At 38.9% G+C, this 14,372-nt stretch carries 11 protein-coding genes; 7 read left to right on the top strand and 4 right to left on the bottom strand.

The genetic code is table 11. The annotated features are described in order from the left end of the window. Positions 1-49 precede the first annotated feature (49 nt). The 5 genes from H6629_01100 (at position 50) to secA (ending at position 6,418) form a co-directional block, all read left to right on the top strand. Positions 50-328 carry a hypothetical protein gene (locus H6629_01100; GenBank protein MCB9066393.1) on the top strand — a complete coding sequence of 93 codons (279 nt, stop codon included), beginning with the start codon at positions 50-52 and terminating at the stop codon, positions 326-328. A gap of 52 nt (positions 329-380) precedes the next feature. Then, complete coding sequence (locus H6629_01095) at positions 381-1,220, top strand: LysM peptidoglycan-binding domain-containing protein (protein MCB9066392.1); 840 nt, start codon at positions 381-383, stop codon at positions 1,218-1,220. A gap of 175 nt (positions 1,221-1,395) precedes the next feature. Beyond that, the gene (locus H6629_01090; GenBank protein MCB9066391.1) at positions 1,396-2,427 is read left to right on the top strand and encodes a PhoH family protein; all 1,032 of its coding nucleotides are present in this window, start codon (positions 1,396-1,398) and stop codon (positions 2,425-2,427) included. Positions 2,428-2,637: 210 nt separating this feature from the next. Then, entirely contained in the window at positions 2,638-3,117 is a 480-nt protein-coding gene (gene nusB, locus H6629_01085) for a transcription antitermination factor NusB (GenBank protein ID MCB9066390.1), read from the top strand. Positions 3,118-3,448: 331 nt separating this feature from the next. After that, complete coding sequence (secA, locus tag H6629_01080) at positions 3,449-6,418, top strand: preprotein translocase subunit SecA (protein MCB9066389.1); 2,970 nt, start codon at positions 3,449-3,451, stop codon at positions 6,416-6,418. Between the two features lie 77 nt (positions 6,419-6,495). Here secA and add read toward each other — a convergent pair whose 3' ends face one another. The 3 genes from add to hisD form a co-directional block, all read right to left on the bottom strand. Next, positions 6,496-7,524 carry an adenosine deaminase gene (gene add, locus H6629_01075; GenBank protein MCB9066388.1) on the bottom strand — a complete coding sequence of 343 codons (1,029 nt, stop codon included), beginning with the start codon at positions 7,522-7,524 and terminating at the stop codon, positions 6,496-6,498. Positions 7,525-7,545: 21 nt separating this feature from the next. Then, positions 7,546-8,229, bottom strand: coding sequence for a tetratricopeptide repeat protein (locus H6629_01070; protein ID MCB9066387.1), 684 nt, complete (start codon positions 8,227-8,229; stop codon positions 7,546-7,548). A 547-nt stretch (positions 8,230-8,776) separates the two neighbouring features. Next, positions 8,777-10,051: a histidinol dehydrogenase gene (hisD, locus tag H6629_01065; protein ID MCB9066386.1), complete on the bottom strand. Its 1,275-nt coding sequence runs from the start codon at positions 10,049-10,051 to the stop codon at positions 8,777-8,779. A 257-nt stretch (positions 10,052-10,308) separates the two neighbouring features. On the opposite strand from hisD, the gene H6629_01060 reads away from it, so the two are divergent. Then, entirely contained in the window at positions 10,309-10,893 is a 585-nt protein-coding gene (locus H6629_01060; protein ID MCB9066385.1) for a hypothetical protein, read from the top strand. Positions 10,894-11,284: 391 nt separating this feature from the next. Beyond that, positions 11,285-13,561 carry a CHAT domain-containing protein gene (locus tag H6629_01055; GenBank protein MCB9066384.1) on the top strand — a complete coding sequence of 759 codons (2,277 nt, stop codon included), beginning with the start codon at positions 11,285-11,287 and terminating at the stop codon, positions 13,559-13,561. Here H6629_01055 and H6629_01050 read toward each other — a convergent pair. Further along, positions 13,558-14,247 carry a hypothetical protein gene (locus H6629_01050; GenBank protein ID MCB9066383.1) on the bottom strand — a complete coding sequence of 230 codons (690 nt, stop codon included), beginning with the start codon at positions 14,245-14,247 and terminating at the stop codon, positions 13,558-13,560. The two genes, H6629_01055 and H6629_01050, sit on opposite strands and share 4 nt — an antisense overlap. Between the last annotated feature and the right edge of the window lie 125 nt (positions 14,248-14,372).

Below are 14,372 nucleotides of genomic sequence, written 5' to 3'. Positions count from 1 at the left end.
TTTAGTACAATTAGAAAGTACGCTAAACATTAATGAGGAGGCTATATCAATGTTCAATGCCAAACGACTTAAAAATGCCATCTTGACAGCTGCGATAGGCGGCTCGCTTTTGCTGGCTGTGGGTTGTACGAAACATCCAAACGATGATCAAATTCGTGTGATGGAAGAAACCCGCCAGGCTGCATTATCAGCCGAGCAAAAATTAAAGGACTTACAGGATAAACAGCGTGAAGTTCAGAATAAGCTTAGCCAAGCTGAAAATGAACTGCAGGACTGTAATGCCAAATCCGCCGCAACCGCCGAACGGTTAAAGCAATTTAATGAATAATTAACGCAATATCGCAGATTTCAAAACAGAATATTCTGGAGGCAATATACCCATGAAAAAAGTATACATATCGTTCATCAGCTTGCTGTTGCTGATGTTCACACTTGGTGTCTTTGCTCAGCAGTATAGTTACGACTATAAAAACATGAAAATGGATGAATACAATGTTGAGTTGAGTAAATGGCAATCACGCGAAGCAGATGCAAAAGCTGCTATTGCAGATTTAGAAGCAAAAATTGCTGACATGGAACAAAAAATAACCGCGACCAATGCTCAAAAAGATGAATGTTGGGCAGGTGTTTACGACATGTTGGGAACTGACAAAGCTGGATATGATGATTTTGTTGCACAATGCAAAGCCCTTGAAAACGATCTCAGTGGTTTTGTGAACCTTTCTCCTCAGGATATCTATGCGCGTCAAGATGAGTTAGAAGCATACAAAGCCCGTTTGGCAGAACTTCGCAAAGACAAACGGAGTGCAGGTCCGGATCCGTTTGAAATTTTAAATCGCTGCGATAGCCTGATTCGCCAGGCTGAAGGCAAGTTGAACTCGGTCGGTTCTAAAAGATATACCGTTTTAAATGGTGATTATCTTTGGAAAATTGCCAAAAAACCTGAAACATACAGTGATCCTTATGCTTGGATCCGTATCTATACAGCTAACCGTACCCAAATCAAAAATCCGGATCTGATTTATCCGAATCAAGTTTTTGAAATCCCACTACTCCGCAAAGCAGGAGAGCATTGGGTAACACGTGGAGAAAGCCTTACTTCTATAGCTAATTCCATGGGTAACGCGTTTACTTGGCAAAAAATTTATGAAGCAAACCGTGATGTCATCGGTGAAGATCCGGCACGCATTTATCCGCATATGATTTTGCGTTTACCGTAATCGAAGACTAAAGCATATTTTTTATGCTTGTGGGTTTGTTATCTTTCTGTAAATATGATTCTATGTATGTTGTTTAAGGAATTTAATTATCAAATTTAGAGAATTGCTAAAGGCTCTTGGGTTTGCCTGAGAGCCTTTATATTTTTAGGATAACAAACTTTTTTGAAAGGGTGGTATGCAGGAAGAGAATGGGGTTTTTGAAATTTTATTCGAAGTCAATAAAATTAATCCCTTAATTCTTTACGGCGTTGGTGACAAAAACCTGCGCTTAATCGAGAAAAATTTTGACGTTCAGTTGATTGCCCGAGGAAACCAACTCAAAGTACGCGGTGCACAACGTGAAGAAGTAGAGCAAGTCGAAAATATTTTGAGCGAAATTGTTTTTACTGCGAATCGAAACAAACATCTATCTATTGAAGATGTTGAAACAATAATCCACATAAATAAAGCTGAGTTTAGTTCCGCAACTGCATTATCTGATGAAAACAGGTTTGCTGCATCTGATGAGCTTGACGAGGTTGTCCTATTCACAAAAACCGGATATATAAAAGCTCGAACAAAAGGGCAACAAAAAATTGTCGGGACTGTAAAACGTAACGATTTGGTTATTGTTGTCGGACCTGCTGGTACGGGAAAAACTTATATGGCTGTTGCACTTGCAGTTGCAGCTTTAAAAGAAAAACGTGTAAAAAAAATAGTACTCGCCAGACCAGCAGTAGAAGCAGGTGAAAGCCTTGGTTTTTTACCGGGCGATTTTAAAGAGAAAATTGATCCCTATTTACGACCTCTTTATGACTCACTTGAGGACATGTTACCCCGAGATTTAATAAAGAAGTATCTAGAGCAAGGTATTATTGAAGTTATCCCATTGGCATATATGCGCGGTAGAACATTAAACAATGCATTTGTTATTTTAGATGAAGCTCAGAATGCTACTGCGACTCAAATGAAGATGTTTCTCACTCGATTGGGGGCTAACTCAAAAGCTATAGTAAATGGGGATGATACGCAAATTGATTTACCCGGAAACCAACGTTCTGGGTTAACCGAAATTCAAATTGTACTTAAGAATGTTGACGGCATTGAATTCATTTATTTAGAAAAAGCCGATGTAGTTCGCCATAAATTGGTTCGAGATATTATTCAAGCATATGGTGAATTCAACAATAAAGCTTCAGATGATGTAACGCAACAACCTGAGAAATAAGTTGTAATCGATCTTTGGAAATAGGAAAAATTTTGTTGCCCAAATTTATTTTTTGAACGAAAGTGGCGAACAGCATGATCTCAGCTCAATTAGGAAACATAATTATTAACGAAATAAATTGTATACCGTTGATTAAGCGCACGATTGAAGAGCATAGTTATGTGTATTCTTACACGTCCGCTTTCTACACAAATGATCAGGGATTGAGATATGCAGTCTAGACGATTGGCGCGAAGGATAGCATTACAAGTGCTTTTTGCAAATGAATTTTTGCGTGAAGATATTGATTCTGTTGCAGAGAGAGTTGGTGAAAGTCTTGAAGAACCCATTTCTTCATTTTCTTTTGACCTGATACGCAAAACAACAGAATTTGAAAATGATCTGAACGACCTTATTCGGAATCATCTACGTAATTGGGATTTCAATCGAATTGCGGTGCTGGATCGTGTGCTCATCCGAATTGCACTGTGTGAAATTATCTATTTCCCGGATATCCCCGTCGAGGTTTCCATCAACGAAGCATTAGAAATCAGTAAAGATTTTTGTAGCCTCAAAAGTCGTCGCTTTGTAAATGGAATTCTTGATTCTATTTTTAAAGAACTCAAAGAAACGAATCAATTGGTAAAATACAATCACATTAAAATTCCGCTGAAACGTGATAAAATTGTTAAAGATCAAGATACGATTTAGAAGTGTTAACCAATTGAAACGATTTTAAAATTCACTTTTTATTTTGAGATTTAATTTGTTTGAATCTTTCTTAATCGAAGTCCTTTCTCAAAACAAAGCATTTGTTTTCCATTCCCCCAAATTATTATAAGCCACTCAATGTATTCATTAATATTTTCTGAAAAGTGATTGCAAAAAAAGCATTCAGATTATAATTTAATCAGTTCAATATTATTATTTACTGAACATGGTATGCTTATTGCAGTTTCTTTGCTTCTATTGGTTGTTGCTATTTATTGACTGTCAAAACGTCGTTTTGGCAGTAATTCTGACATAGAAAACGGGGTTATATATGTTAAGTAATGTCCTCAAAAAGGTTTTTGGTAGTAAAAATGATAGAGAAATAAAAAAAATCCAGCCGGTTCTCGAAGAAATTAACCAAAATTTTGAACAATTTGAAAAGCTTAGTGATGAACAACTTCAAGCTAAAACTCAAGAGTTTAAAGATCGAATTGAAAAGGGTGAAACGCTAGACGAACTGTTACCTGAAGCCTTTGCTGTGGTAAAGCAAGCGTGTAAACGTATGGTCGGTAAAAAATGGATGGCGGCTGGTAACGAGATTGTGTGGGATATGGTTCCTTTCGATGTTCAGTTGATCGGTGGTATTGTGCAGCATCAAGGCAAAATATCTGAAATGGCAACGGGTGAAGGTAAAACTTTGGTCGCAACCATGCCGCTGTATTTGAACGCACTGGAAGGAAAAGGCGCACATTTGGTGACCGTTAATGATTATCTTGCGCAACGTGATGCGGAATGGATGGGCGAGATATTCAAATTCCTCGGGTTGACAGTTGGTGTGATTCTTAACCAAATGACACCCGCCCAGCGCCGTGAGGCTTACAACTGCGATATAACCTATGGCACTAACAATGAGTTTGGTTTTGATTATTTGAGAGACAATATGTCTGGCGCTCCCGAAGATATCGTTCAGGTGCGCGGGCACCATTATGCCATCGTTGACGAAGTGGACAGTGTGTTGATCGATGAAGCACGTACGCCTCTAATTATTTCTGGTCCGGTTGAACATGCAACGCACAATTATGATGAAGTAAAACCTCTCGTTGACGATCTGGTTCGCAAACAAACCCGGTATGTAAATGCTTTGATTGCCGAAGCTGAAAAGTTGATGGAAAATGACGAAAATAACTCAGAGGCCGGACTAAAGCTTTTGATTGCGCAGCGCGGAGCGCCAAAAAATAAACGGCTGGAAAAGCTATATCAGCGTCAGGGCATCAAAAAGTTGGTTTTTGATATCGAAAGCGAATTTATCCGTGATAAACGTATTCATGAAGTCGATGAAGAATTGTACTATAGCATCGAAGAAAAACATCATTCGATCAATCTTACCGAAAAGGGTCGTCACGACTTGTCCCCAAACAATCCGGATGAATTTGTATTGCCGGATCTTGCTGAAGAATTTAGTAAAATTGAGGGCGACGATTCTATCAAGCCGGAAGATAAACAAATTCAAAAAAATGAAATTCAGATCGAATATGCCCGAAAAAATGAGAAATTGCACAATATTTCGCAATTGTTGAAAGCATATAGCCTTTTTGAAAAAGATCACGAATACGTTGTTCAGGAAGGTAAAGTTCTAATTGTTGACGAATTCACCGGCCGAATCATGTATGGACGCCGTTACAGCGATGGCTTGCACCAGGCGTTGGAAGCAAAAGAAAATGTAAAAATTGAGGGTGAAACACAGACATTGGCAACCATCACCCTTCAAAATTATTTCCGTTTATATGACAAGCTGGCTGGAATGACAGGAACAGCTGAGACTGAAGCCAATGAATTCTGGGATATTTACAAATTAGATGTGGTTGTAATTCCCACCAATAAGCCTATTTCCCGGCAGGATAATGAAGATTATATTTATCGAACAAAACGCGAAAAATTAAATTCGGTGATTGAAGAAATTTCTCGATTGCATCATTTGGGTCGCCCTGTTCTGGTTGGTACGGTTTCTGTTGATGTTTCCGAGACGTTGAGCCGGATGTTGAAACGCCAGAAAATCCCACATAGTGTGTTAAACGCGAAGTATCACAAACAGGAAGCGGAAATTATCTCCAAAGCCGGTCAGCCTGGAGCGGTTACAATTGCAACAAACATGGCGGGACGTGGAACGGACATTAAACTTTCGCCACAGGTTCGCGGAAACGGCAAATTTGCCGGCGAAGACGGCACACCCTACGGTTTGCATATTATCGGAACCGAGCGCCACGAATCCCGACGAATTGACCGGCAGTTGCGTGGGCGTTCTGGTCGTCAGGGGGATCCCGGGGCAACGCGGTTTTATTTGTCTCTCGAAGATGAATTGATGCGTCTTTTCGGCTCGGACAGGCTCATCAAAGTGATGGATCGTTTGGGGGCCGAAGAAGGTGAGGTAATCACCCACTCAATGGTTACCAAAGCCATCGAAAAAGCCCAGAAACGCGTTGAAGAGCAAAATTTTTCAATCCGGAAGCGGTTGTTGGATTATGACGATGTTATGAATAAACAACGTGAAGTTGTTTACAAAAAACGCCGTAAAGCGCTTCTCGAACCAGTTTCAGAAGATGATTTGAAGGAAATGATCGACGAGTTTCTCGAAACTCAGTTTGAAATTCATGCAGATGAGAAAAAAGATATTGAAGATTGGGATATTGACGAGCTGAACGACATCATTTTACGGACGTTAACCGTTGATTTCAAAAGCATCGGGGATGAAAAATTGCACAGCATGCAAGCTGAGGATATCCGCGAATATGTGAAAGAAGAAGCATGGCGGTTATATGAATACAAACGCAGCAAGGTTGGCGATGAGTTGTTGCACGATTTCCAAAAATATATCACGTTGCGGATCATCGATGAAAACTGGAAAGATCACCTGCATCAGATGGATTTGTTGAAAGAAGGGATCGGGTTGCGTGCTTACGGGCAAAAAGATCCGCTGATCGAATACAAACGGGAAGCCTTTGAAATGTTTATGGATATGATGGAGGCAATTAACCAGCGGGTGCTCGAAATGATTTGGCGAACCCGGTTTGTGGAAGCGCCGTCGCCGCGTCGCGGATTACCAAGCCGAATCCAACTGGTGCATCAGGATTCAACCAACATGGGCTTGACACAGGGGAAATCTGATATTCAGAAAGCCGGTGAGCAACGCAGCGACAAACCGTCACCGGTTCGTGTGGAAAATAAGGTCGGACGCAATGACCCATGCCCCTGCGGAAGTGGGAAAAAATACAAAAAATGTCACGGTGCAAATGTTGATGAGTGACATCAAGAATTGACTATAAAAAAAGCCCCGCAGAATTATATTTGCGGGGCTTTTTTTGTTTTCAAGACATTGTAAAATTAGTATTTAGCTAACTCTTCATTAACCATGTTCAGCATGATAGATTTTGCCCGGTTTGGCAAAAATGCGCTTTTGAAGCCATCAACAATGATACTTTTGATATCTTCGAGATCCAAATCCAGATGCTTTGCAGCCAGATAAAGCTCGTTGGTCACAGTTGTATCGGAGATCATTCGGTTGTCTGTGTTGATGCATAGCCGCAAGCCGTAATCATAATAAAACCGCAAAGGATGCTTCTCTAAAGTTGCAGCTGCGCCAGTCTGGATGTTACTCAACAGGCAAATTTCCAGCGGAATTCTGTGGTCATTTACATAATTTAGCAGATCGCCGTTTTCAAAAAGACGGGTTCCGTGACCGATCCGGTGAGCGCCGCAATAATGAATAGCCTGGTGAATACTTTCCCAGCCATACGCTTCGCCGGCGTGTATCGTTGTGTTAATATTATTGTTACGGATTAGGTAGAATGCTTCGCGGTGATGTTTCGCAGGATTGTTTTCTTCCTGACCGGCTAAATCGAATGCGACAACGCCTTTGTTTTTGTAGGCTACAGCCAATTCTGCCAGTTTGATGGACGTCTCCGGGTTGATATTTCGCATTCCGCAAATAATAACACCGGTTTTAATATTGAATTTTTTCTCGGCTGCCCGTAAACCTTCATTGACAGCATCAACGATCTCGGTTAATTTCAGGCCTTTTTGGGTATGAAGAATGGGAGAGTAGCGCACTTCCATATACCACACATTCTCTTCAGCCGCATCTTCCGCCAACTCGTACGCGATGCGATAGAGCGCATCGGGTTCTTGCATGACAGATAGCGTAATGTCAAATCCGCGCAAATATTCGCCCAGATTTTTGCATTTTTTGCCACTCATAACAATTTCTGCAAGCGCTTTTTCTTCAGTTGTGGGTAATTCTACGCCTTGCTTTTTTGCCAAATCGATGAGCGTCGGGATCCGCAATGAACCGTCGAGGTGGATGTGTAAATCGGTTTTTGGTAATTTGTGCAGTAAATCTACTGGAATTTCCATTTTATTTCTCGTCTGATGCTTTTATTGAGGTGTCGCACCCGTTGAATCCGGAAGCAAGCCACTTTGTTGATACTCATTTCGCCGCTGAATCCTTTGATTGAGGGCAATAATGCTTTCTTCCGCCCGTGTCGCCCATTCGGTGCCGGTGTAATTATCTCTGGTTGTTTCGTATGCCTTCAACGCTTTCGTGAAATCGGTCATGGATTCATAAAGGGAGCCAATCCGATACTGGGCAAATCCTTTTGCAGACATATTTTCACTGTTGGGATATTCGATGGATTTTTTGTAATAATCAATAGCTGTGTGAAAATCTTTTTCACCGGCTCCGGATAATTCTTCGGAAATGCCGGCGCTTCTTTCATAAAATTCTGCAATTGCGTTGTAAATATCTGGCACTTTTGTGGGAATCAGGTTGTTTTGAAGCAATTCATGCAAAATTGAGAACGCTTTATCATAATTCTCCAAAGCGCCGTAACAACGGCTCAATCCAATTGCCGCGTCGATATATTCCCGGCTAGTTGGGTGATTGTAGTATATAAATCCGTATGCGCGAAAAGCGTTTTCGTAATCTTTATCCTGATAAAACTGGTTGCCAAATTTCAAAAATTCGGCTGGACGTTCTTCTTCGCTGATTTCTACACGCGTCTCTTTTTTTCCACAACCGATCATCAAAACGGCTAAGGTCAAGAAAAGCAAATATCGCATATCCCATTCTCCTGAAATTGTTGAATATTTTCAATCAAAATTTTAACGTTTAATTGAAAGGGTTAATTTGCAACCACTTTCGTTTGTAAACAATTACATTTTACAGAATGATGGTTCTCTTATTGAGATTGCCGCATCATGCAGTTTCTATACATTCTTTTAACAACATATTTTTATCGATCTGAAAGTTAAAATTATCGACAAAAACAGGTTTAACTTGATCGCATTTATGATTTTAACATTGGGTTCAAAATCGACAGAATTGAGCTATAACATGACCAGTTGAAGCTCGTTTATTATAGTTTCACCCTTTTGATAACCTATTAAAAACAATTATTAAGTATCAATCACATTTTTGAAATATTTCGTACAAATATTTTGGAAGACAGGTTAGGGAAAACGCTATAAATTTTTTTTAACGGTGATAATATCGTTAGAATGCCGGGAGTAAATACAGTTACAGGTCACAATTGTAAAAAATCGGGCTTGAAAAACGAGTTAGAATAATCATCCGTTATTTTGAATTTATTTCGTTTGTGAAACTGGTTCAGGCTAATTTGTCCAGTCGAATCCGAACCGATCGGGCATGACCGGCTAAGCCTTCAGCATTTCCCATTGTTTCGGCAACAGGACCAATTTTTTTTAATCCGGTTTCGGTTGTCCGCAAGGTTGTGCAAATTTTTAAAAAATCGTAGACGCTTAATCCACCGCGATATCGTGCGGTAGTGTTTGTTGGTAATGTGTGATTGAGTCCGCTGGAGTAATCACCTAATACCTCAGCACTATTTTGACCGATAAACAGCGAACCAAAATTGGTTAATTGTTTGGAAAAATTGATGGGTTCGTTCACCTGAATCTCGAGATGTTCCGGGGCTTTCCGATTGGAAATTTTGGCAGCTTCGGAAAGGTTCTCTACCAAAATGATGATTCCATTATTTTCAATGGATTGTTCCGCTGTTGCACGAGTGCTGAGCGTTTGCAGTTGCTTTTTGACTGCTAAAACGACGGCGTTTGCAAGATTTTCTGATGTTGTGATCAACACCGGTCGCGCGTCTACATCGTGTTCGGCCTGAGCGAGCAAATCTGCTGCGATAATTTCCGGGTCGGCGCTATCATCCGCGATAATTAAAATTTCGGTCGGTCCGGCAATCATATCAATACTGACAGCACCAAACACTTCTCTTTTTGCCTGTGCGACATATTTATTTCCCGGTCCGACAATTTTATCGACCCGTTTTATACTTTCCGTTCCGTAAGCCAATGCGGCAATCGCCTGCACACCACCGATTTTGTAAATTTCGGTGATTCCTGCGATATCTGCTGCAACCAAAATTGCAGGATGGATTTCGCCATGCCAGGTTGGTGGTGAAACGACACAAATTTCCGGAACTCCGGCCACAGTTGCAGGAATAGCGCCCATTAACAATGTTGAGATGAGTGGAAAATTGCCTCCGGGAACGTAAACACCCACTCTCTCCAACGGGGTAACGCGTTGTCCGGTAAATACGCCTGGCTCAATTTCATATTCAAAATCTGTGATTTGAGTGCGTTGTTTTTCGGCAAATTTTCGAATGTTTTCTGTAATTTGTTGCATCGCTTTTACGGTGGCAGCGTCCACTTCTTTGTATGCCAGCTCAATTTCAGAGGATAACACCGAAAGCGTTAGCAAATCGGTTTTATCAAATTGACGGGTGTATTTTTTGACAGCGACATCGCCATGTTGCCGCACATCATCTAATATGGGCGAAACGGCGTCCAGTTTTTCATCCTTGCCAAATTCAAAAAAATGCCCGGGGATCGATTTAGATTGAATGATCTTCATTACTCTTCAATTTTATGTATCTAATATTTTGTTTATTCAGCTATTAATTTAAATAATAACAGGGCGGAATCAAGAAAGTTTAATAGTTGATGTTTTCGAAGTATTACAGGTTTTGAATCAGTAAATTTTGAAATTTATCTCAAAATAGTGAGCTTTACCTTGAATATTAACAATGTATTGATTATTATTTTATTGAGGTTTGGGTTAAAATCGTATGCTTTTTGCTGAACTGCTTCTGATGATGATTGGGGGAATAGATGAGATTTGAATTCAGCTATTATTTTCTTTCTGCAATCCTAAAATTAAAATTGCTCCCGGTAAAAAAAACAGTTGCTACCATTCTATGGTGTACGGCTTTTTGTAATTTGTATTATTCAACAGTTTTTGCCCAACATTCGGTTGAAAGCCTTGAGATGATCGCCATGCCTTCCATTGAGTTAGCCCGTGAATTTGAACAACACAGCCGATACCGGTTCCATGGCAATGATATCGATAAAGCGATTGAATATATCGAATCCGCTGCGTCTATTTATAAATCAGAGAAACAGTGGACGAGCTATGTAAGTATGAAATACAAACTCGCAATCATCTGGAGGGAGCTTGCGTGGAACAAACCTATTAATTTTAATATTGCCCTAAACCATTTGGTGGAAGCAGAATATTATACTCGCAATATATTGCATAGCCAAAATCTCTTGTTGCGTAAAATTCATTCAAAAAAAATCCATATACTTGTTGATCAAAATGATTTTGATGCAGCCTTTAAAGCATCAAGAGCTTTTAAAGGAAAAAAAAAAGACGGACGAGTATTTATTAGCATTTTTATACTATCAGCGAGGTAGAAGTTTTTAGCTGATCGTATGAGCTAAGTATGAAGAGTCTATATCAATGATTAGTAGTGCCCAACAATTGTTCCTAAGTCAAAATGCTTTGTTTAAGGCGATTCAGTCATATAAGAGAATTGCATGTAACTTACGCATTAAGGGAAAATATGAAGAAGCTATTGAGCAGCTTTTTCGAAGGATTGAAACTTTGCCGCGAAAAAAAACTATTAAATACAGCAAATAAACAGATCGTGGGAGAATTGCTTCTCAGAGTTAGGTAGAGTCTATGGGAGTAAAGGCGATTTTGAAAACTCTATCGATTACACTCAACAAGCTTTAACTCTTTGGGAAACAACGTTGAATCAACTTGAAGGATATGAAGCATATCTTGCTATTTGTAATATAAATATTGGAAATATTTTATATCGAAATTGGTGAATTTGACAAAGCCTTTCAGTTTCTCAAAAATGCTGAAGTCCATATTCTGAATGCATATGGTACATCCGACCCTATTTTAATTGATTGCTACACAAAACTCGGTAAATATTATGCAGCCACAGGTAAACACGATCTTGCCATGAATTATTATTATAAAAACATAGATTGGCTCAAGAAAAACATCAGTGTGCGAACGGATATTAAAAGGCTGATTGCTGAAAACTACATTTTGATCGGAAAAGAAAAACTAACCGATTACACATCAACATCGGCTTTGGATGCGTTTGAAAACGCGTTTTATTATTTTCAGGAAGTTTCTCATCCACTTGGGGCTGCAGAAAGTTGCCAATTAATGGCACGTTATTATTCCGAAAAGAAATTGTTTGACAAAGCGCTGGAATACCACCAAAAAGCATTTACAATTTTATCGAAAGATACAATTGATTACACAATTTCCGGTGAAAATCCTGAAGCCACAGACGTTCCAATGGATATGATTGTCGTGAACATCTTAAAAGAAAAATCTGATGTTTATTTAGCGAAATATTGTAACAGCGGTAATCTTGATGATCTAGTAAAATGCTTCGAAACGTTGGAAGCAGCATCGGAATTTGTTGAAAAATATCGCACAAGTTATCTATCTTCCGAAACAATCTACCAACTCGTTCAGAATACATATTCTATTCTGGAAAAAGGGGTTATGACTGCATACAGTTTGTTTGAAGAAACTAAAAACCCGGTATATCTGGAAAAAGCCTTTCAGATGACTGATAAATCCAAATATGCCATCTTAAAAGATGCAATGAATGCATCAAAATTCAGAGATCAAATAGGGTTGCCGGATTCACTGTTGATAAAAGAGAAGAAACTGCGCTATGAATTAACATCAACGAATATCTTGCTACGAAAGCAATTACAGAAACATAAATTTGCCGACTCGCTGGACAATAAGTTAACAAATCTATACGAAACAATCAGATTTAACTTGCAAAGTGAGTTGGATGGATTGAAAACCAACTTCAGTAAATATCCTGGATTAGAGGATATTTTGAAATTATACTCAACACCGCCAAGATTCAGTGAAATACAAAAGCACCTTAATCCGGAAACATTATTTTTGGAATATTTTATCAGCAAAGATCACTTGTTGATTTTTGTAATCTCTGATTCTAAAGTCTCGATAAAATCGATACCAATTGATGAGAATTTTGCAGCACTTTGCCAATCCTTTATGCAGTCGCTTCGAAAAGATAGCGCGAGAAGCCAGTTTCCGGAATTGAGCTACGAACTCTATCAAAAATTGATTGAACCAATTCTCGGTTCACTTGAGGGAAAGACAGATTTAATTATCATTCCGGATGAAGGATTGATTCAAATTCCTTTCGAATGCTTATTAACCGAAAAACCAGATACGCAACGTGTGAGTGATCTTGATTACAAAAAATTGCCATATTTCCTTTATAAACAAAATATTAGCTATTATTTTTCGAGTGGATTGTTTTTGCGTTCGAACACTGAAAAACAATCACAACAGTTGGTCGAGAACTCCTTTTTGGGAATTGCGCCAATGTTTGATCATGCTAGTTTCGATTCAGATTCACCGTTAGACCTGTCATTTATTTCATCGTTAATCTCAGAAGAAAAAAATGCAACTGACGATCAAAACAATATGTTTTATAAAGCATTGCCAAATTCGAGAAAAGAGGTCAGTGAGATAATCCGTTCATTCAAAAATAAAAACTATGACACAAAGGGATTGTTTTCACAACAAGCTACGGAAGATAATTTCAAAAAACTGGCTGGAAAATATAAATATATTCATTTGGCAACTCACAGTTTTGTTGATATGGATGAGCCTGACTTGTCCGGTATTGCATATTATCACCCATTTTTCTCTGAATCAGAAAATGACGGTGTCTTGTATGCCGGAGAAATATATAATATGGAATTAAACGCAGATTTGTTAGTGTTAAGCAGTTGCGAAAGCGGTAGCGGTTTAATTATGAAAGGCGAGGGAGTGTTGGCTGTTTCACGGGGATTTTTGTTGGCAGGTGCCAAAAATCTTGTCGTGTCCCAATGGAAAGTAGCGGATACGCCCACAAGTGAATTGATGATACATTTTTATAACAATATTTTGGAAGGGCAATCTTATCGTAAAGCGCTGAAAAATGCAAAGATAAAATTATTGGAAAATACAGATACCGCATTCCCCCGATTCTGGAGCGCTTTTATGTTAATTGGCAATTAATTACCAATTGTTGTTTCAACATCCGCAGGTAAAACGACAAATCGTCCAACCAGTTCTGTCTCTAACTCAGATTCAAGAAGCCAGTAATACAAGCCTGGTTCCAATGGTTCAGTTATCATTATTGATGGACTATCCAGCCTTCTTTCGATAATCTTTTCTTCCAACGAATTCAATACAAAAAATGTAAGATATCCCCACTTAAATGCGGATTCGGATAAAGATGTTCTCCATTCAAATTGAATAGTGCTGTTTTTTTGAAACTCGGTGTTTTGGGTAACAAGATGTATCAGGTTTTGCTCTCGATTCTGAAGTCGTATTTGGGATTCAAAATATTCCGAAGTTCTAAAATTGTTGCCATATGCTTCAGCCAATTGCTCATAGTTCACTTTGTTTGTTGGATTGAATAGATTATCCTGATCGAAATACAAAAAAACAGCGAGAAAAACGGCAGCAACAGAGGCAGCATAAGAAAAATATTTTTTCCACACATTTTTTTCGGATGACTGGATTGGCATGGATAAAGAATTTACAGGTCGATAAGCATTTTCACGGATTGGCAGTGTGGATTCTGATCGAATATCCGAGTGCAAAACTTCCCGAAGCGAGATTCGAAAATCCAATTCATCGCAGCAAGATTTACAGGAAAAAAAATGTTCTTCAAAAATAATCATATCTTCATCAGCCATTTTGTGCATGAGATACAAATCAATTAATTCTTCCCGATGAACTGTGCACGTCTTTAATTTATTCTGTAAATTGTTGATTATATTCACTATATGCCTACTTTCTATTTGATTAAATCGTTAAATAA

This window comes from Calditrichia bacterium (assembly GCA_020634975.1).
Taxonomy (GTDB): domain Bacteria; phylum Calditrichota; class Calditrichia; order RBG-13-44-9; family J075; genus JACKAQ01.
The sequence above is the reverse complement of the archived record's forward strand: the minus strand, read 5'-3'. Positions and strand labels throughout refer to the sequence as shown.